Here is a 16,903-nt window from a genome sequence, read left to right on the forward strand (position 1 = left end):
ACGTGTGGCTCGGTTCTCCCTCACCCCAACCCCTCTCCCGAGGGGAAAGGGGCTAGTCGGGAGCCGCACATGAGAGCTGGTTAGCCCGGATGCAATCCGGGGCGCGCAATCCCGGATTGCATCCGGGCTACAGGGGGAGAGGCTCATGACTCCTCCGCATCCAGCAGCAGGTTTTCCAGCGCCGTCCGGTACTCGCCGGGCTGCTGCCAGAGGCCACGCTGCTGGGCCTCCAGCAGGCGTTCGAGCATGTCCTGCAGGGCGCCGGGGTTGTGCTGCTGCACGAAGTCGCGGGTGTCCTTGTCCAGCAGGTAGGCGTCGGCCAGCAGGGCGTACTGGTGGTCGTCGACCAGCTCGCTGGTGGCGTCGAAGCCGAACAGGTAGTCGACCGTGGCGGCCAGTTCGAAGGCGCCCTTGTAGCCGTGGCGTTTCATCCCGGCGATCCACTTGGGATTCACCGCGCGGGCACGCACCACTCGGCCCAGTTCTTCCTTGAGGGTACGGATGCGCGGGTTGTCCGGCTGGCTGCTGTCGCCGAAGTAGCTGGCGGCCTTGCCGCCGCGCAAGGTCTCGACCGCCGCCAGCATGCCGCCCTGGAACTGGTAGTAGTCGTTGGAATCGAGGATGTCGTGCTCGCGGTTGTCCTGGTTGTGCAGTACGGCCTGCAGCTGCTGCAGGCGTTCGGCGAACTGCGCGCGCGCCGGCAGACCTTCGGCGCCCTGGCCGTAGGCGTAGCCGCCCCAGTTCAGGTAGACCTCGGCGAGGTCGGCACGGGTCTGCCACAGGCGTTCTTCCACCGCGTTCTGAATGCCGGCGCCATAGGCACCCGGCTTGGCGCCGAAGATGCGCCAGCCGGCCTGACGGCGTGCCTCGACCGGCTCCAGTCCCTGGTCCTGATGGCTCAGGGTTTCCTGCCAGACGCGCGCGGCCAGTGGGTTCATGTCCTCCGGCTCGTCCAGCTCGGCCACCGCCTGCACGGCCTGGTCGAAGAGGCGAATCAGATTGGCGAAGGCGTCGCGGAAGAAACCGGAGACGCGCAAGGTCACATCCACCCGTGGGCGGCCGAGTTGCTCCAGCGGCAGTACTTCGATGCGTTCGACCCGCTGGCTGCCGGGCTGCCACACCGGGCGCACGCCGAGCAGGGCCAGGGCCTGAGCAATGTCGTCGCCGCCGGTGCGCATGGTCGCCGTGCCCCATACCGACAGGCCCAGGCGCTGCAGATGCTCGCCTTCGTCCTGCAGGTGGCGTTCGAGCAGGCGTTCGGCGCTCTGCACGCCGATGCGCCAGGCGGTGGGCGTGGGCAGGTGGCGTACGTCCACTGAATAGAAGTTGCGCCCGGTGGGCAGCACGTCCAGGCGTCCTCGGCTGGGTGCGCCGCTCGGTCCCGGTGGCACGAAGCGGCCTTGCAGCGCGGCGAGCAGTCCGTTCATTTCGGCGCTGCCGCAGGCGTCCAGCAGCGGGGCGATATGGCTGCGTAGTTCGTTCAGTACCGCGGCGCTGGCGGGGCCGGCGGCAGGTGATTCGGGCTGGTCGATCAGCCGCAGAGCCAGCAGCTCCAGGCGCTCGCGGGTGTCGCCGCGGCTGCGCCAGGGCTCAGCACTCAGCGCCTGCAGGCAATCCGGGCGCTGACCGCTCCAGGGTTCGGCCGGCTCGCCGCCGAGCGGGTCGAAGTCCAGAGCCAGATCCTGGGCCAGCGCGCGCAGCAGGCTGGCGTGCTGGCCATGACCGTCGCCACGCGGGATGCGTACCAGGGACAGCAGGGTGTCGCGGCGCAGGCGCCCGCTTGGTGATTCGCCGAAGCAGTGCAGGCCATCGCGGATCTGCGATTCCTTGAGGTCGCACAGGTAGGCGTCCAGCTGCGGCAGCCAGCTGTCCGGGTCGTCGCCCACCTGCAGGCCCAGCTCGCGGTCGAGGCTGGCTTCGCGCACCTTGCGCTGGATTTCGCTGCGCAGCTCCACGGCGCGGCGCGGGTCGAGCTGGCTGGCCTCGTAGTACTCGTCGGCCAGGCGTTCCAGGTCGCGCAGCGGGCCGTAGCTCTCGGCGCGAGTCAGCGGCGGCATCAGGTGATCGAGGATCACCGCCTGGGTGCGGCGCTTGGCCTGGGCGCCCTCGCCGGGGTCGTTGACGATAAAGGGGTAGAGGTTGGGCAGGGGACCCAGGATCGCGCTCGGCCAGCAGGCCCCGGACAGGCCGACGCTCTTGCCCGGCAGCCACTCCAGGTTGCCGTGCTTGCCGACGTGGATCAGCGCGTCGACAGCGAACGCGGTGCGCAGCCAGCAGTAGAAGGCGAGATAACCATGTGGCGGCACCAGATCCGGGTCGTGGTACACCGCCGCGGCGTCCAGTTGGTAACCGCGTGCCGGCTGGATGCCGACAAAGGTCAGGCCGAAACGCAGGCCGGCGATCATCAGGCGGCCGCTACGGTACATCGGGTCCTGCTCGGGCGGGCCCCAGCGCTCGGTCACGGCGCGCTGATTGGCTGCGGGCAGGCTGGCGAACCAGCGCTGGTAGTCATTTAGCGCCAGGCTCTGGGCGCAGGGGCGCAGGTCGAGGTTGTCCAGGTCGTTGGTCACGCCGCCGAGCAGTTGGTGGATCAGCGTGGTGCCGTCGTTCGGCAGTCCCTCGACCGGGTAACCCTGCTGCTGCAGGGCGCGCAGGATATTCAGCGCGGCGGCCGGGGTGTCCAGGCCGACGCCGTTGCCGATGCGGCCGTCGCGGGTCGGGTAGTTGGCCAGGATCAGGGCGACGCGCTTGTCGGCGTTGGCCTTGGCCGCAAGCTGGGTCCAGCGTCGTGCCAGTTCGGCGACGAAGTCCATGCCCGGCAGGTGCGGGCGGTAGCGCACCACGTCGCTCTGGCTGCGCTCGCTGCGCGCGGCCACGCCCTTGAAGGTAATCGGCCGGGTGATCAGGCGGCCGTCCAGCTCGGGCAGGGCGATATGCATGGCCAGGTCGCGTGGGCCCAGGCCCTGGGCGCTGGCCTGCCACTGCTCTTCGCTGTCCAGGGCGCAGAGCGCCTGCAGCACCGGCACGTCGCGCCGGAACGGCCGCGCTTGTGGCGCTTCCGGATTGGATTGGGCGAAGCCGGTGGTGTTGAGGATCACCGCCGCGTTGGTCTCATCCAGCCAGGCTTCGACCTGCGCCAGGCATTCGGCTTCCTTGAGGCTGGCTACGGCTATCGGCAGCGGGTTGAGACCCTGGGCCTGCAGGCGCTGGCAGAAAATGTCGACGAAGGCCGTGTTCCCGGCCTGTACCTGGGCGCGGTAGAACAGCAGCGCCGCCACCGGCCGGCCGGGTTGCCAGTCGGCGCGCCAGTGATCCAGGGTTGCCTCAGCGTGGCGCGGGTGATGGATCAGCGTGCGCGGCAGGGTGCGCGGCTCGCTCCAGGGGTAGTCACGCTGCAGCCAGCGGCTGGCGATGCAGTGCAGCAGTTGGCGGGCATTGTCCGCACCGCCCTGGCGCAGGTACTGCCACAGGCGCTGGCTGTCCTCGCTTGCCACGTTGCTCAGTTCGCTCAGCTCGGGATCGGCGCGGTCGTCGCCCGGCACCAGGATGATGGTGGCGCCCAGGCGGCCCAGCTCGACCACGCGTTCGATGCCGTAGCGCCAGTAGCTGACTCCGCCGTGCACCGAGATCAGGATGACCTTGGCGTGGCGCAGCACCTGCTCGACGTAGAAATCCACCGAAGCATGGTTGGGCAGCAGCGCCGGGCTGGCCAGGCGCAGGCTGGGGAAGTCTGCGGGCAGCTCGCGCGCCATCTCGGCCAGCAGCGACAGATGCGAGTCGCCGGTGCAGAGGATCACCAGCTCTGCCGGGGTCTGGCCGAGGTCGGCGATGCTGTCGGCCGGCAGGGTGACGCCGGCCTGGGCGCGGAGCAGATGCATGGGTCAGGGCTCCGAGTGGCCTGGGAGGCCCTCACCCCAGCCCTCTCCCGGAGGGAGAGGGAGTTGCTGCGGCGCTGGGGTTTCAGCCAGGCGTGGCTTTGCTCCCCTCTCCCATCGGGAGAGGGGCCGGGGGTGAGGGAGCCACAGCCGAATCGCCCCCATCACGCCAGTGCGGCCTTCAACTCCGCCTCGATGGCAGCGCGGTCGAGGTCCTGGCCGATCAGCACCAGGCGCGTCTGCCGTGCCTCGTCGGCGCCCCAGGCGCGGTCGAAGTGGCGGTCGAAGCGCTGGCCGACGCCCTGGACCAGCAGGCGCATGGCCTTGCCGGGGATGGCGGCGAAGCCCTTGACGCGCAGGATGCTGTGCTTGGCCACGGCCTCCTTCAGGGCGGCCAGCAGGCGCGCTTCCTCGGCTTCCGGCAGCACGACGTCGAAGGCGTCGAATTCGTCGTGGTCGTGGTCCTCGTCTTCCTCGTCGTGGTGGGTGCGACGGCTGTCGATATGCAGCTCGGTCTCGCAGTTCAGGCCGAGCAGCACCTCCAGCGGCAGCTCGCCGCCCTGGGCCTCGACCACCTTGACTGCTGGCGGCAGCTCCTCGGCCACTTCGGCGTGCACGGCGGCCAGGGCGGCGGCGTCGAGCAGGTCGGTCTTGTTCAGCAGCACCAGGTCGGCGCTGGCCAACTGGTCGGCGAACAGCTCGTGCAGCGGCGACTCGTGGTCGAGGTTCGGGTCCTGCTGGCGCTGGGCGTCCACCTGCTCGGGGAAGGCGGCGAAGGTGCCGGCGGCCACGGCCGGGCTGTCGACCACGGTGATCACTGCATCCACGGTGCAGGCGGTGCGGATTTCCGGCCAGTTGAAGGCCTGCACCAGCGGCTTGGGCAGGGCCAGGCCGGAGGTTTCGATCAGGATATGGTCGAGTTCGCCGCGACGCGCCACCAGCTCGCGCATCACCGGGAAGAACTCTTCCTGCACGGTGCAGCACAGGCAGCCGTTGGCCAGCTCGAAGATGCGACCCTCGGCTTCTTCCTCGCTGCAGCCGATGGAGCATTGCTTGAGGATGGCGCCGTCGATACCCAGCTCGCCGAACTCGTTGACGATCACTGCGATGCGCCGGCCGCCCGCGTGGCTCAGCAGATGACGCAGCAGGGTGGTTTTGCCGGCACCGAGAAAGCCGGTGACGATGGTGACGGGGAGTTTGGCGAGAGTGTGCATGGCGGCCCTGCTGCGTCGGGAAAATGGACGGACGGGCAGGGCGGGGCTCCCGCAGGCGAGCGAGGGCCGAACACCACCGGATCACCCCGCCCGGTTGTCGAACACTTTCACGAGGCAGGTCTCCTGGCTCACGGCGCAAGCCCGGAAGCCTGCTGCGATCTCTGGCGAAATCATAGGCGGCTCGGGCACTATCCTTCGCCTTCCCATCCCTCAGGGCAGTGGCATGTCGAAGGACGTCATCCGTTCACAGTTGCGGGGGCAGCCAGGGCATCGACCCTGTTCCCTCTTAGCTTCTTCGCCGGGCGAAGAAGAACCTCGGAAAGGGCGCAAGGCTACGCAGCGGTCGGGAAGCGGTCAACCGCGCGGTTGACCGGCGTGGGCTTGCGTGCTGAGCTACGCGGCCTTTTGGCTTGCAGCGGGAGTGCCCATGCCGATTCGCCTGATTGCCGGGTTCGGCTGCCGGCGCGGTTGTCCGGTGGATGAACTGCAGGCGCTGCTGCAGCAGTGCCTGGCCGCCCACGGTCGACAGCTGGACGAATTGGTCGGGCTGGCCAGCAGCGCGCACAAGCGTGGCGAGCCTGGCCTGCAGGCCCTGGCCGAACGCCTGGTACTGCCGCTGGAATATGTAGCGGCCGAGGCGCTGCTGGCATTCGCCGGGCAGGCCGAGGCCAAGCCGCTGACCCGGCAGGTCACCGGTAGCCCGGCGGTGGCCGAGCCCAGCGCCCTGGCTGCTGCCGCACGCCTGGGGCGGGCGCAGCTGCTCGGCCCGCGCCTGCGCAGCGCCAATGCCACCTGCGCCTTGGCGCGCATCGATTCGGAGCCCTGTGCATGACCGTCTATTTCATTGGTGCCGGTCCCGGCGACCCCGAGCTGATCACCGTCAAGGGCCAGCGCCTGATCCGCAGCTGCCCGGTGATCCTCTATGCCGGCTCGCTGGTGCCGGCGGCTGTGCTCGACGGCCACCGCGCCGAGCGGGTGGTGAACACCGCCGAGCTGCACCTGCAGCAGATCATCGCCCTGCTGGCCGAGGCCCATGCCCTGGGCCAGGATGTGGCCCGCGTGCATTCCGGCGACCCCTCGCTGTATGGCGCGATTGGCGAGCAGATTCGCGAACTGCGCGCGCTGAACATTCCGTTCGAAATCGTCCCTGGCGTGACCGCGACCGCCGCCTGCGCGGCGCTGCTGGAGGCCGAGCTGACCCTGCCGGAGGTGGCGCAGACGGTGATCCTCACCCGCTACGGGCACAATTCGCCGATGCCGGCGGGGGAGGAGCTGGGCGCTCTGGCCAGCCACCGCGCGACCCTGGCCATCCACCTCGGCGTACAGCACCTGCCGCGCATCATCGACGAGCTGTTGCCGTACTACGGCGCCGACTGCCCGATCGCCGTGGTGCATCGCGCCAGCTGGCCCGACCAGGACTGGGTGCGCGGCACCCTGGCGGACATCGAGGCGCGGGTGGCGGTGAAGGGCTTTCGCCGCACCGCGCTGATCCTGGTCGGACGGGTCCTGGCCACCGACGATTTTGCCCAGTCGGCGCTGTATGCCGAGGCAACGCGCCACCTCTATCGCCTGGACTGAGCCCGCGTGCGTCGGGCAACCTTCACGGCTGCAAGGGAGATCAAGCATGCGTGACTATCAATGGCTCCACGAATACTGCCTCAACCGCTTCGGCTCGGCCGCGGCGCTGGAGGCGCGCCTGCCACAGCCCCGCGCCGACGCCGAGCTGCGTGCGCTGAGTGATGATCGCTACCTGTCGCTGCTGGCGCTGCGGGTTTTCCGCGCCGGCCTCAAGCACAGTCTGGTCGACGCCAAGTGGCCGGCCTTCGAGCAGGTGTTCTTCGGCTTCGATCCGGAGAAGGTGGTGCTGATGGGCGCCGAGCATCTGGAACGGCTGATGCAGGATGCGCGGTTGATCCGTCACCTGGGCAAGCTCAAGAGTGTGCCGCGCAATGCCCAGTTCATCCTCGATGTGCGCCAGGAAAAAGGCAGCTTCGGCGCGCTGATCGCCGACTGGCCGGCGACCGATATCGTCGGCCTGTGGAAGTACCTGGCCAAGCACGGCAACCAGCTCGGCGGCCTGTCGGCGCCGCGCTTTCTGCGCATGGTCGGCAAGGACACCTTCATTCCGACCGATGACATGGTCGCCGCGCTCAGGGCCCAGCAGATCATCGACAAGGCGCCAACCAGCCAGAAGGACCTGGCCCTGGTGCAAGCCGCCTTCAACCAATGGCACGCGCAGAGTGGCCGGCCGCTGTGTCAGTTGTCGGTGATGCTCGCTCATACGGTAAACCACTAGCGCGGACGGGGCGGAGCAATCGCTTTCCCCCTCTCCCGTTAACGGGAGAGGGTCGGGGAGAGGGTGGCTGGTTTTTTCCCGCGCCGGTGCAGGCTCTTGAGCCATCTTTCATTGCTACTACGGGGGCAGGTATGAACAGCGATACCCTGAAGGTCGCCCAGGCCATCCAGAACGCCGAGCGCATCCTGATCATCACCGGTGCCGGCCTGTCGGCCGACTCCGGGCTGCCGACCTATCGCGGCCTCGGCGGGCTGTACAACGGCCTGACTGCTGAGGGCCTGCCGATCGAGGCGGCTCTGTCCGGGCCGATGCTGCAGCGCGATCCGGCGTTGTGCTGGAAGTACCTGGCCCAACTGGGCGAAGCCTGCCTGGGCGCGGCGCCGAATGCCGGGCATGCCGCCATCGCCGAGCTGCAGCGGCGCAAGCCCGGTTGCTGGGTGCTGACGCAGAACATCGATGGCTACCACCGCGCCGCGGGTTCGCCGGTCGAGCGCCTGATCGAGATCCACGGCGAACTGGCACCGCTGTACTGCCAGTCCTGCGGGGCCGAGGATCCGGAGTTGGCCGAGCACCTGCGTCGTCCGCTGCCGCCCTGTTGTGCACAATGCGGGGGCGTGCTGCGCCCGCCGGTGGTGCTGTTCGAGGAAATGCTGCCCGAGGGGGCCATTGGTCGGCTTTATGACCAGGTGCGCCAGGGCTTCGAGGTGGTGATCGCGGTGGGTACCACGGCGAGCTTCCCCTATATCGTCGAACCGGTGCTGGAAGCCCGCAGAAACAAGGGTTTCACGGTAGAGGTGAACCCGCAGCAGACCGACATCAGCCGCCTGGTGGATGTCCGCTTGTCGGGGAGGGCGTCAGACGTTTTGCCGGAGCTACTAAGTCACATTTCCGGGCATTGAATTTGCAAATCACGTCGATAGACGGCATAGTCGCCCACCAATAAAAACCAGACAGACACGGTCGTGCCCATGCTAAAGCGCTTCGCACCCCTCGTGCCCATTGCACTCTCAGTCCTGCTGGCGGCCTGTGCCAACCAGCAACCGACGTCGCAGTACCAGATGGATCTGGCTCAACAACAGCCACAGCAGCCGGTCGAAAACATGACCGACGAGCAGATGGCCGATCTGACCGACGACAAGCCCTACGAGCTGCCGTCGTTGGCGGACAACATTCTGGCCCATGGCCTGTCCCTGGTCGGTACCCGTTATCGCATGGGCGGCACCTCGGTGCTCAGTGGTTTCGACTGCAGCGGTTTCGTCGGCTTCCTGTTCAAGGAAGAGGCCGGCATGAAGCTGCCGCGCTCCACCCGCGAGCTGATCAACCTCGATGCGCCGCTGGTGTCGCGCAACGAGCTGGAGCCGGGCGACCTGATCTTCTTCAACAACCGTGGCCGTGGCCGCGTCAGCCACGCCGGCATCTACCTGGGCGATGACCAGTTCATCCATTCCAGCAGCAGCCGCAGCGGTGGCGTGCGCGTGGACAGCCTGGACGACAGCTACTGGAGCCGCAGCTACATGGAGGCCAAGCGCGTGCTGGCCCTGGCTCCGGAACAGCCGAGCGCCGAAGCCCACACGCACAAGCGCTGAGCCAATGTGGGGCACGGGCCTTGCGCCCGTGCTCGCGAGCCGGCAGAGTAGGGCGCATTCCGGCCCGGACGCCCGCCCATGCATTTTATGGCTCGTCTTTCCCTGCTTGCCCTTGCCGCGCTGCTCACCGCCTGCGCCGGTAACCCTCCCGCCAAAGAACCCAGCAATCCCTTCCCGATCGTGGATGGCAGCGCCGATGACGTGCTGATCAGCGCCATCGGTCTGGTTGGCACGCCCTATCGCTACGGCGGCAATACCCCGGAGAGCGGTTTCGACTGCAGCGGCCTGATCGGCTACGTCTACCGCAACTCCGCCGGCATCAGTCTGCCGCGCTCGACCCGCGAGATGATCGGCGTGCGTGCGCCCAGCGTGGGTCGTAACCAGCTGCAGAGCGGCGACCTGGTGTTCTTCGCCACCAACGGCGGCGGCCAGGTCAGCCATGCCGGCATCTATGTCGGCGAGGGTCGCTTCGTCCACGCGCCGTCCAGCGGCGGTACCGTGCGTCTGGATTACCTGAGCCAGGCCTACTGGCAGAAGAGCTACCTGGGCGCCAAGCGGGTGCTGGCGGCTCGTCAGCTGGCACGCCAGCCATGACCAACCGCAGCCTCAACCTCGACGACGCGCTGTACCAGTACCTGCTGGACGTTTCCATGCGCGAGTCGCCGCTGCTCAAACGCCTGCGCGAGGAGACCGCGCAGCTGCCCAATGCGCGCTGGCAGATTGCGCCCGAGCAGGGCCAGTTCATGGCTCTGCTGGTGCAGATCAGCGGCGCGCGCAAGATTCTCGAAATCGGCACCTTCACCGGTTACAGCGCGCTGTGCATGGCCCAGGCCATGCCGGCGGACGGCCGGCTGATCTGCTGCGACCTGCCCGGCGATTACAACGCCATCGCCGAGCGCTACTGGCACGAGGCGGGAGTGGCCGAGCGCATCGACCTGCGCCTGGCGCCGGCGCTGGAGACCCTCAGTGCGCTGGAGCGCGGCGGGCAGAGTGAAAGCTTCGACCTGATCTTCATCGACGCCGACAAGGCCAACTACCGGGTGTACCTGGAACATGCCCTGGTACTGGTGCGTCAGGGCGGGCTGATCCTGTTCGACAACGTGCTATGGAGCGGCAGGGTGCTGGAGCAGAGCCCGGAAAGCGCTGATACCCGCGCCATCCAGGCGCTCAACCGTGGCCTGCTGCGGGACAGTCGCATCGACCTCAGCCTGCTGCCGCTGGGCGACGGCCTGACCCTCTGTCGCAAACGCTGAGGCCATGGCCGAGACGATTCGCCTGCCCCCGCAGCCGGCAGCCTGTGAGCTGTGTGCCCGCCAGCTACCGCTGACCCGTCATCACCTGATTCCCAAGGCCCTGCACGACAAACCCTATGTGCAGAAGCGCTTCGCCAGGGCTGAGCGCATCACCGCCACCCTGTGGGTCTGCCGCGCCTGCCACAACCAGATTCACCGGCTGTTCAGCGAGAAGGAACTGGCGCTGACCTACAACAGCCGCGAGGCCCTGCTGGCCGACGAGCGCCTGCACACCTTCGTCGCCTGGCTGGCGAGCAAGCCGGCCGGTTTCACCCCGCGCTTCTGAGCGCGCGTTGACGCTCCCGCCCCCAGCCTCTACCCTGCGCGCCTGCAACAGGTGCCCCCGCCACGCGTGGCCGAGGGGTGAAACAGGGAAGCCGGTCCATTTAAAGCCGGCGCTGCCCCCGCAACGGTAGGTGAGACAAGGGTCGCCTACGCCACTGTGCTCCGGCACGGGAAGGCGCGACCCGCAGGCCAATGGCCTGGCTCACGAGCCCGGAGACCGGCCTGTCGCGCTTCCACGGCATTGCGGCGGGCTTTGCGGGTGGGCAGGGCCTGTGGCCCTTCCTGCGAGCGTCCGTCTTTTGCCTTTCGACACCCAATGCCTGGCCCCGGGGCCGGACAGGAGAGCGGCATGGCCGAATCGGCAGAACGCGACGCCCGCCACCAGGCGCGCATGCAGCGCAAGAAAGCCCTGATCGACGCGAAGATCGCCCAGGCCCAGGACGACTACGGCCTGCTGCTGGTGCATGCCGGCAACGGCAAGGGCAAGAGCAGCTCGGCCTTCGGCATGGTCGCCCGCGCCCTCGGGCACGGCATGCGGGTCGGCGTGGTGCAGTTCATCAAGGGCGCCGCCAGCACCGGCGAGGAGGCCTTCTTCCGTCGTTTTCCCGACCAGGTGCAGTGGTTCGTGATGGGCGAGGGCTTCACCTGGGAGACCCAGGACCGCCAGCGCGACATCGCCATGGCCGGCGAGGCCTGGCAGGTGGCGCGCCGCCTGCTGGCCGACGAAGGCATCGGCCTGGTGGTGCTGGACGAGCTGAACATCGCCCTCAAGCACGGCTACCTGCAGCTCGACCAGGTGCTCGCCGACATCGAGGCGCGGCCGTTGCTGCAGCACGTGGTGGTGACCGGGCGCGGCGCCCTGCCGGAGCTGATCGAGGCGGCGGACACGGTGACCGAGATGGCGCTGGTCAAGCATGCCTTCAAGGCCGGAGTGAAGGCGCAGAAGGGGGTCGAGTTTTGAACCGCTACCCTCTCCCCAGCCCTCTCCCGCACGCGGGAGAGGGAGATACGAGCCTCAAGCTCTCGCGTACCACTCCCCTCTCCCATTTATGGGAGAGGGGCCGGGGGAGAGGGCAATGACCACGCGCAGTTGCCCGGCGCTGCTGATCGCCGCGCCTGCCTCCGGCCAGGGCAAGACCACCGTCACCGCCGCCCTGGCGCGCCTGCACCGTCGGGCCGGGCGCCGCGTGCGGGTGTTCAAGTGCGGCCCGGACTTCCTCGATCCGATGATCCTCGCCCGCGCCAGCGGCGCGCCGGTGTACCAGCTGGACCTGTGGATGGTCGGCGAGGACCAGTGCCGGCGCCTGCTCGGGCAGGCGGCGCAGGAGGCTGACCTGATCCTCATCGAAGGCGTCATGGGCCTGTTCGATGGCCAGCCTTCGGCCGCCGACCTGGCGCGCCGCTTCGGCGTGCCGGTGCTCGGCGTGATCGATGCCGGCGCCATGGCCCAGACCTTTGCCGCCCTGGCCTACGGCCTGGCGCATTTCCAGGCCGATCTGCCGTTCGCCGGGGTGCTGGCCAACCGCACCGGCAGCGAGCGCCACAACGGCATCCTGCAGACCAGCCTGCCGCCCTCGATCCGTTGGTTCGGCGGCCTGCCGCGCTCGGCGGCGCTGGAGCTGCCACGCCGCCACCTGGGGCTGATCCAGGCCGAGGAACTGGCCGACCTCGATGCGCGTCTGGACGCCGCCGCCGATGCCCTGCTGGCCAGTGCCGGCGAGGTACTGCCCGAGCCGGTGAGCTTCGCCGCCCCGGACGACCCGTGTATCGAGCCGCTGCTGGCCGGCGTGCGCATCGGCGTGGCGCGCGACACCAGTTTCGCCTTTCTCTATCAGGCCAACCTCGATTTGTTGCGCGCGCTGGGCGCCGAGCTGCGCTTCTTCTCCCCGCTGGCCGACGCGGCCCTGCCGGCCGTCGACAGCCTCTACCTGCCCGGCGGCTATCCCGAGCTGCACCTGCAGGCGCTGGCCGACAACCGACCGATGCTGCGGGCCATTCGTGCTCACCATGACGCCGGCAAGCCGATCCTCGCCGAGTGCGGCGGCATGCTTTACCTGCTCGAGGCCTTGACCGACAAACAGGACGCCAGCGCCGAGCTGCTCGGCCTGCTGCCGGGCAGCGCGCGCCTGCAGCCACGCCTGGCTGCGCTGGCTCTGCAGCAGGTGGAGCTGCCGGAAGGGACCTTGCGCGGGCATACTTACCACCATTCCGTGCTGGACTGTGCCCTGGCGCCGCTGGCCCGGGGCGTTTGCCCGAATGGCAAGCCGGTGGCCGAGGCGGTATATCGTCTGGGGCGCCTGACCGCCTCCTACATCCACTTCTACCTGCCGTCCAACCCCCGGGCGGCGGCCGAGCTGTTGCTGCCATGACCGACCACGCCTTCAGCCCCGAGGAACGCGCCGCGGTGTACCGCGCCATTGCCGAGCGCCGTGACATGCGTCATTTCGCCGGTGGCGAAGTGGCTCCGGAGCTGCTGACCCGGCTGCTGCAGGCGGCGCACCAGGCACCGAGCGTCGGCCTGATGCAGCCCTGGCGCTTTATCCGCATCACCCGGCCGGAGCTGCGGGACGCTATCCACGGCCTGGTCGAAGCCGAACGGGTGCGTACCGCCGAGGCCCTGGGCGAGCGCAGCGACGAGTTCATGCGGCTCAAGGTCGAGGGTATCCGCGACTGCGCCGAGCTGCTGGTGGCGGCCCTGATGGACGGGCGCGAGGCCCATGTATTCGGCCGTCGCACCCTGCCGCAGATGGACCTGGCCTCGCTCGCCTGCGCCCTGCAGAACCTCTGGCTGGCGGCGCGTGCCGAGGGGCTGGGGATGGGCTGGGTGTCGCTGTTCGATCCCGAGGCGCTGGCCCGCCTGCTGGGCATGCCGGCCGGCAGCCAGCCGGTGGCGGTGCTCTGTCTGGGCCCGGTGCGCGAGTTCTACGACAAGCCGATGCTGGTGCAGGAAGGCTGGGCCCGCGAGCGGGCGCTGGACGAGCTGGTGTTCAGCGACCGGTGGGGGCAGCGCTCATGAGTGTCGCACTGTCCGCCCTGGCCGGCGCCGGCCTGGACGCCTGGCTCGGCGAGCCGCGGCGCTGGCACCCGCTGGTGGGCTTCGGCCACCTGGCGCAGCGCATCGAGCAGCGCCTCAATTCGGGCGGGCGTGGCTGGCGCAGCCACGGTGTGAGCGGCTGGTGCCTGGCGGTGCTGCCGCCGGTGGCGCTGGTCTGGCTGCTGAGCCTGAGCAGCCTGGGCTGGCTGGTCGACATCCTGGTGCTGTATTTCGCCCTCGGCCTCAAGAGCCTCGGCCAGCACGCGTTGCCGGTAGCGCAGGCGCTGCGCCTAGGCAATCTCGGCGAGGCGCGGCGCCGCGTCGGCTACCTGGTCAGCCGCCGTACCAGCGAGCTGGATGCCTGCGGCGTGGCCCGCGCTGGCACCGAGTCGGTACTGGAGAATGGCGCCGATGCGGTGTTCGCCTCGCTGTTCTGGTTCGCCGTGCTGGGCGCGCCGGGCGTGCTGCTGCACCGCCTGAGCAACACCCTGGACGCTATGTGGGGCTATCGCAACGAGCGTTTCGAACGCTTCGGCTGGGCCGCGGCGAAGATCGACGATGTTCTGAACTATGTGCCGGCGCGTCTGGTGGCACTGACCTACGCGCTGCTGGGCCGGACCGCCACGGCCCTGCGCTGCTGGCGGCGCCAGGCGCCGCAGTGGGACAGCCCCAACGCCGGGCCGGTGATGGCCGCCGGCGCCGGCGCGCTGCAGGTGCAGCTGGGCGGCGCGGCGATCTACCACGGCGTCGAGGAGCAGCGCCCGCAACTGGGCGAGGGGGCACCGGCGCAGGCGCGCGATATCGAGCGCGCGCTCAACCTGGTCTACCTCGGTGTGCTGCTATGGCTGGTCGGGCTGGTCATTGGGGAGTTGTACCTTGCTTGAGCACGGCGGACGGCTGCGCGCGGCGGCGCAGCGCTATGGCATTGCCGTGGCGGACTGGCTTGACCTGTCCACCGGCATTGCGCCCTATGGCTGGCCGCTGCCGCCGATCCCGGCCGACGCCTGGCAACGCCTGCCGGAGCAGGACGATGGCCTGGAAGCGCTGGCCCGCGATTACTACGGCGCCGCCGCGCTGCTGCCGGTGGCCGGCTCGCAGGCGGCGATCCAGGCCCTGCCGCGCCTGCGCCGCCCCGGCCTGCGGGTCGGCGTGGTGTCGCCAGCCTATGCCGAGCACGCACTGGCCTGGCGCCGCGAGGGGCACCTGGTGCAGGAGCTGAGCGAAGGCACGGTCGAGCGCGATCTGGAATATTTCGACCTGCTGCTGGTGATCAACCCTAACAACCCCAGCGGCCGGCTGATCGAGCGCGAGCGCCTGCTCGGCTGGCATGCGCGCCTGGCCGAGCGCGGGGGCTGGCTGGTGGTGGACGAGGCGTTCATGGACTGCACGCCCGAGCACAGCCTGGCCGCCGAGAGCCAGCGGCCGGGCTTGATCGTATTGCGCTCGTTCGGCAAGTTCTTCGGCCTGGCCGGCATCCGCCTGGGCTTTGTACTGGCCGAACAGGCGCTGCTCGATCACCTCGGCGAGCAGCTCGGCCCCTGGACCGTCAGCGGCCCGGCTCGTGCGGTGGCCAGCGCCTTGCTGGCCGACAGCCAGGGCCAGCAGCGCCAGCGTGAGCGTCTTTCTGGCGACGGCCTGCGCCTGGCCGTGCTGCTCAGTGCCCATGGCCTCGCGCCGGCCGGTGGCACGGCGCTGTTCCAGCTGGTCGGCCACCCGCACGCGGTCGGGCTGCACGGCTACTTCGCCCGGCGCGGCATCCTCCTGCGCCTGTTTGCCGAGAGCCGCTGCCTGCGTTTCGGCCTGCCGGCCGACGAGGCCGGCTGGCAACGCCTGGAGCAGGCGCTGCAGGAGAGACCCGCATGGCCACTCTGATGATCCAGGGCACCACCTCGGATGCCGGCAAGAGCACCCTGGTGACCGCCCTGTGTCGCTGGCTCAAACGCCAGGGCGTCAGCGTGGTGCCGTTCAAGCCGCAGAACATGGCGCTCAACAGCGCGGTGACCGCCGACGGCGGCGAGATCGGCCGCGCCCAGGCGGTGCAGGCCCAGGCCGCGGGCCTGGCGCCGCGCACCGACATGAACCCGGTGCTGCTCAAGCCCAACTCCGATACCGGCGCCCAGGTGATCATCCAGGGCCGCGCCATCGGCAACATGCACGCGGTGGCCTACCACGACTACAAGCAGGTCGCCCGCGCGGCGGTGCTCGAGTCCCACGCGCGCCTCGCCGCGCAGTACCCGGTGGTGATGGTGGAGGGCGCGGGTTCGCCGGCCGAGATCAACCTCAGGGCCGGGGACATCGCCAACATGGGCTTCGCCGAGGCGGTGGACTGCCCGGTGCTGCTGATCGCCGATATCGACAAGGGCGGGGTGTTCGCCCACCTGGTCGGCACCCTGGAGCTGCTTTCGCCGAGCGAACAGGCGCGGGTCAAAGGCTTCGTGATCAACCGCTTCCGCGGCGACATCGCCCTGCTACAGCCGGGGCTGGACTGGCTGGAAGCGCGTACCGGCAAGCCGGTGCTCGGCGTGTTGCCGTACCTGATGGACTTCCACCTGGAGGCCGAGGACGCGGTGCAGGTGCTGCAGCCGGACAAGGACCGCGAAGTGCTGCGCGTGGCGGTGCCGGTGCTGCCGCGCATCAGCAACCACACCGACTTCGACCCGCTGCGCCTACACCCGCAGGTGGATCTGCAGTTCATCGGTCCCGGCCAGGCGATACCACCGGCCGACCTGATCATCCTGCCCGGCTCGAAGAGCGTGCGCGCCGACCTGGCGCGCCTGCGCGAGCACGGCTGGGACGCCGCCATCGCCCGCCACCTGCGCTATGGCGGCAAGGTCCTTGGCATCTGTGGCGGGCTGCAGATGCTCGGCAGCCGCATCGACGATCCCCATGGCCTGGAAGGCCCGGCCGGCAGCAGTGCAGGCCTCGGCCTGCTCGACTACGCCACCGTGCTGGAGCCGGAAAAGCAGCTGCGCAATGTGCGTGGCCGTCTGGCTCTGGATGATCTGGAGGTCAGCGGCTATGAGATCCATGCCGGGGTCAGCGCCGGCCCGGCGCTGGCTGCGCCCGCCGTGCAGCTGGACGATGGCCGCAGCGACGGGGCCCTCAGCGCCGACGGCCAAGTCATGGCCACCTACCTGCACGGTCTGTTCGAGGCGCCGGCTGCCTGTGCCGCGCTGCTCGCCTGGGCGGGCCTGCGCGAGGCGCGGCAAGTGGATTACCATGCGCGCCGCGAACGTGACATTGAGCGCCTGGCCGATCTGGTCGAGGCGCATCTGGATACCCAAAGGCTCCGCGCATTGTGCGGGCTTTAGTCGTGGTGGG

The 16,903-nt window shown here is 69.3% G+C and carries 16 protein-coding genes and 2 riboswitches; of the genes, 14 read left to right on the forward strand and 2 right to left on the reverse strand.

Annotated features, from left to right (window positions below; translation table 11 throughout):
- Window positions 1-143: 143 nt before the first annotated feature.
- Window positions 144-3,878: a cobaltochelatase subunit CobN gene (gene cobN, locus PA6_RS14295; RefSeq protein WP_021701646.1), complete on the reverse strand. Its 3,735-nt coding sequence runs from the start codon at window positions 3,876-3,878 to the stop codon at window positions 144-146.
- 161 nt (window positions 3,879-4,039) lie between these two features.
- The gene (cobW, locus tag PA6_RS14300) at window positions 4,040-5,089 is read right to left on the reverse strand and encodes a cobalamin biosynthesis protein CobW (protein ID WP_021701647.1); all 1,050 of its coding nucleotides are present in this window, start codon (window positions 5,087-5,089) and stop codon (window positions 4,040-4,042) included.
- 96 nt (window positions 5,090-5,185) lie between these two features.
- Window positions 5,186-5,422, reverse strand: a riboswitch (cobalamin riboswitch).
- Between the two features lie 94 nt (window positions 5,423-5,516).
- On the opposite strand from cobW, the gene PA6_RS14305 reads away from it, so the two are divergent.
- From PA6_RS14305 to PA6_RS14370, 14 genes are all read left to right on the forward strand, one after another.
- A complete protein-coding gene (locus PA6_RS14305; RefSeq protein WP_021701648.1) occupies window positions 5,517-5,921 on the forward strand; it encodes a cobalamin biosynthesis protein in 405 nt (134 codons plus the stop codon).
- Window positions 5,918-6,667, forward strand: a complete 750-nt coding sequence (gene cobM, locus PA6_RS14310; protein WP_021701649.1) for a precorrin-4 C(11)-methyltransferase — start codon at window positions 5,918-5,920, stop codon at window positions 6,665-6,667. Before PA6_RS14305 ends, cobM begins: the two co-directional genes overlap by 4 nt.
- Window positions 6,668-6,713: 46 nt before the next feature.
- Complete coding sequence (locus PA6_RS14315) at window positions 6,714-7,385, forward strand: DNA-3-methyladenine glycosylase I (RefSeq protein WP_021701650.1); 672 nt, start codon at window positions 6,714-6,716, stop codon at window positions 7,383-7,385.
- 131 nt (window positions 7,386-7,516) lie between these two features.
- A complete protein-coding gene (locus PA6_RS14320) occupies window positions 7,517-8,284 on the forward strand; it encodes an NAD-dependent deacylase (RefSeq protein ID WP_021701651.1) in 768 nt (255 codons plus the stop codon).
- A gap of 93 nt (window positions 8,285-8,377) precedes the next feature.
- Window positions 8,378-8,971, forward strand: a complete 594-nt coding sequence (locus PA6_RS14325; protein WP_394295727.1) for a C40 family peptidase — start codon at window positions 8,378-8,380, stop codon at window positions 8,969-8,971.
- Between the two features lie 78 nt (window positions 8,972-9,049).
- Window positions 9,050-9,565 (forward strand): C40 family peptidase, encoded by a 516-nt coding sequence (locus PA6_RS14330; RefSeq protein ID WP_021701653.1) that lies wholly within the window; start codon window positions 9,050-9,052, stop codon window positions 9,563-9,565.
- On the forward strand, window positions 9,562-10,224 hold the full coding sequence (locus PA6_RS14335) for a class I SAM-dependent methyltransferase (protein ID WP_021701654.1): 663 nt from the start codon (window positions 9,562-9,564) through the stop codon (window positions 10,222-10,224). The genes PA6_RS14330 and PA6_RS14335 overlap by 4 nt, the downstream gene beginning before the upstream one ends.
- A gap of 4 nt (window positions 10,225-10,228) precedes the next feature.
- Window positions 10,229-10,549, forward strand: a complete 321-nt coding sequence (locus PA6_RS14340) for a hypothetical protein (protein ID WP_021701655.1) — start codon at window positions 10,229-10,231, stop codon at window positions 10,547-10,549.
- A 32-nt stretch (window positions 10,550-10,581) separates the two neighbouring features.
- Window positions 10,582-10,788: riboswitch (cobalamin riboswitch) on the forward strand.
- A gap of 109 nt (window positions 10,789-10,897) precedes the next feature.
- Complete coding sequence (gene cobO / locus PA6_RS14345) at window positions 10,898-11,509, forward strand: cob(I)yrinic acid a,c-diamide adenosyltransferase (RefSeq protein ID WP_021701656.1); 612 nt, start codon at window positions 10,898-10,900, stop codon at window positions 11,507-11,509.
- A 115-nt stretch (window positions 11,510-11,624) separates the two neighbouring features.
- Window positions 11,625-12,917: a cobyrinate a,c-diamide synthase gene (locus PA6_RS14350; protein ID WP_021701657.1), complete on the forward strand. Its 1,293-nt coding sequence runs from the start codon at window positions 11,625-11,627 to the stop codon at window positions 12,915-12,917.
- Window positions 12,914-13,564, forward strand: a complete 651-nt coding sequence (gene bluB, locus PA6_RS14355; RefSeq protein WP_021701658.1) for a 5,6-dimethylbenzimidazole synthase — start codon at window positions 12,914-12,916, stop codon at window positions 13,562-13,564. The genes PA6_RS14350 and bluB overlap by 4 nt, the downstream gene beginning before the upstream one ends.
- Entirely contained in the window at window positions 13,561-14,466 is a 906-nt protein-coding gene (gene cbiB / locus PA6_RS14360) for an adenosylcobinamide-phosphate synthase CbiB (protein ID WP_021701659.1), read from the forward strand. The genes bluB and cbiB overlap by 4 nt, the downstream gene beginning before the upstream one ends.
- Entirely contained in the window at window positions 14,459-15,454 is a 996-nt protein-coding gene (gene cobD, locus PA6_RS14365; RefSeq protein ID WP_021701660.1) for a threonine-phosphate decarboxylase CobD, read from the forward strand. The genes cbiB and cobD overlap by 8 nt, the downstream gene beginning before the upstream one ends.
- Window positions 15,442-16,893: a cobyric acid synthase gene (locus PA6_RS14370; RefSeq protein ID WP_021701661.1), complete on the forward strand. Its 1,452-nt coding sequence runs from the start codon at window positions 15,442-15,444 to the stop codon at window positions 16,891-16,893. The genes cobD and PA6_RS14370 overlap by 13 nt, the downstream gene beginning before the upstream one ends.
- Window positions 16,894-16,903 lie beyond the last annotated feature (10 nt).

The sequence above is a fragment of the Aquipseudomonas alcaligenes NBRC 14159 genome (genome assembly GCF_000467105.1).
Classification (GTDB): domain Bacteria; phylum Pseudomonadota; class Gammaproteobacteria; order Pseudomonadales; family Pseudomonadaceae; genus Aquipseudomonas; species Aquipseudomonas alcaligenes.

Excerpts from the sequence above, each read along its gene's own strand:
- PA6_RS14370 (WP_021701661.1), top strand. The coding sequence starts at position 15,442 with ATGGCCACTCTGATGATCCAGGGCACCACCTCGGATGCCGGCAAGAGC.
- PA6_RS14335 (WP_021701654.1), top strand. The coding sequence starts at position 9,562 with ATGACCAACCGCAGCCTCAACCTCGACGACGCGCTGTACCAGTACCTG.
- PA6_RS14350 (WP_021701657.1), top strand. The coding sequence starts at position 11,625 with ATGACCACGCGCAGTTGCCCGGCGCTGCTGATCGCCGCGCCTGCCTCC.
- cobW (WP_021701647.1), bottom strand. The coding sequence starts at position 5,089 with ATGCACACTCTCGCCAAACTCCCCGTCACCATCGTCACCGGCTTTCTC.
- PA6_RS14340 (WP_021701655.1), top strand. The coding sequence starts at position 10,229 with ATGGCCGAGACGATTCGCCTGCCCCCGCAGCCGGCAGCCTGTGAGCTG.
- PA6_RS14305 (WP_021701648.1), top strand. The coding sequence starts at position 5,517 with ATGCCGATTCGCCTGATTGCCGGGTTCGGCTGCCGGCGCGGTTGTCCG.
- bluB (WP_021701658.1), top strand. The coding sequence starts at position 12,914 with ATGACCGACCACGCCTTCAGCCCCGAGGAACGCGCCGCGGTGTACCGC.
- PA6_RS14330 (WP_021701653.1), top strand. The coding sequence starts at position 9,050 with ATGCATTTTATGGCTCGTCTTTCCCTGCTTGCCCTTGCCGCGCTGCTC.
- cobO (WP_021701656.1), top strand. The coding sequence starts at position 10,898 with ATGGCCGAATCGGCAGAACGCGACGCCCGCCACCAGGCGCGCATGCAG.
- PA6_RS14315 (WP_021701650.1), top strand. The coding sequence starts at position 6,714 with ATGCGTGACTATCAATGGCTCCACGAATACTGCCTCAACCGCTTCGGC.
- PA6_RS14320 (WP_021701651.1), top strand. The coding sequence starts at position 7,517 with ATGAACAGCGATACCCTGAAGGTCGCCCAGGCCATCCAGAACGCCGAG.
- cbiB (WP_021701659.1), top strand. The coding sequence starts at position 13,561 with ATGAGTGTCGCACTGTCCGCCCTGGCCGGCGCCGGCCTGGACGCCTGG.
- cobN (WP_021701646.1), bottom strand. The coding sequence starts at position 3,878 with ATGCATCTGCTCCGCGCCCAGGCCGGCGTCACCCTGCCGGCCGACAGC.
- cobM (WP_021701649.1), top strand. The coding sequence starts at position 5,918 with ATGACCGTCTATTTCATTGGTGCCGGTCCCGGCGACCCCGAGCTGATC.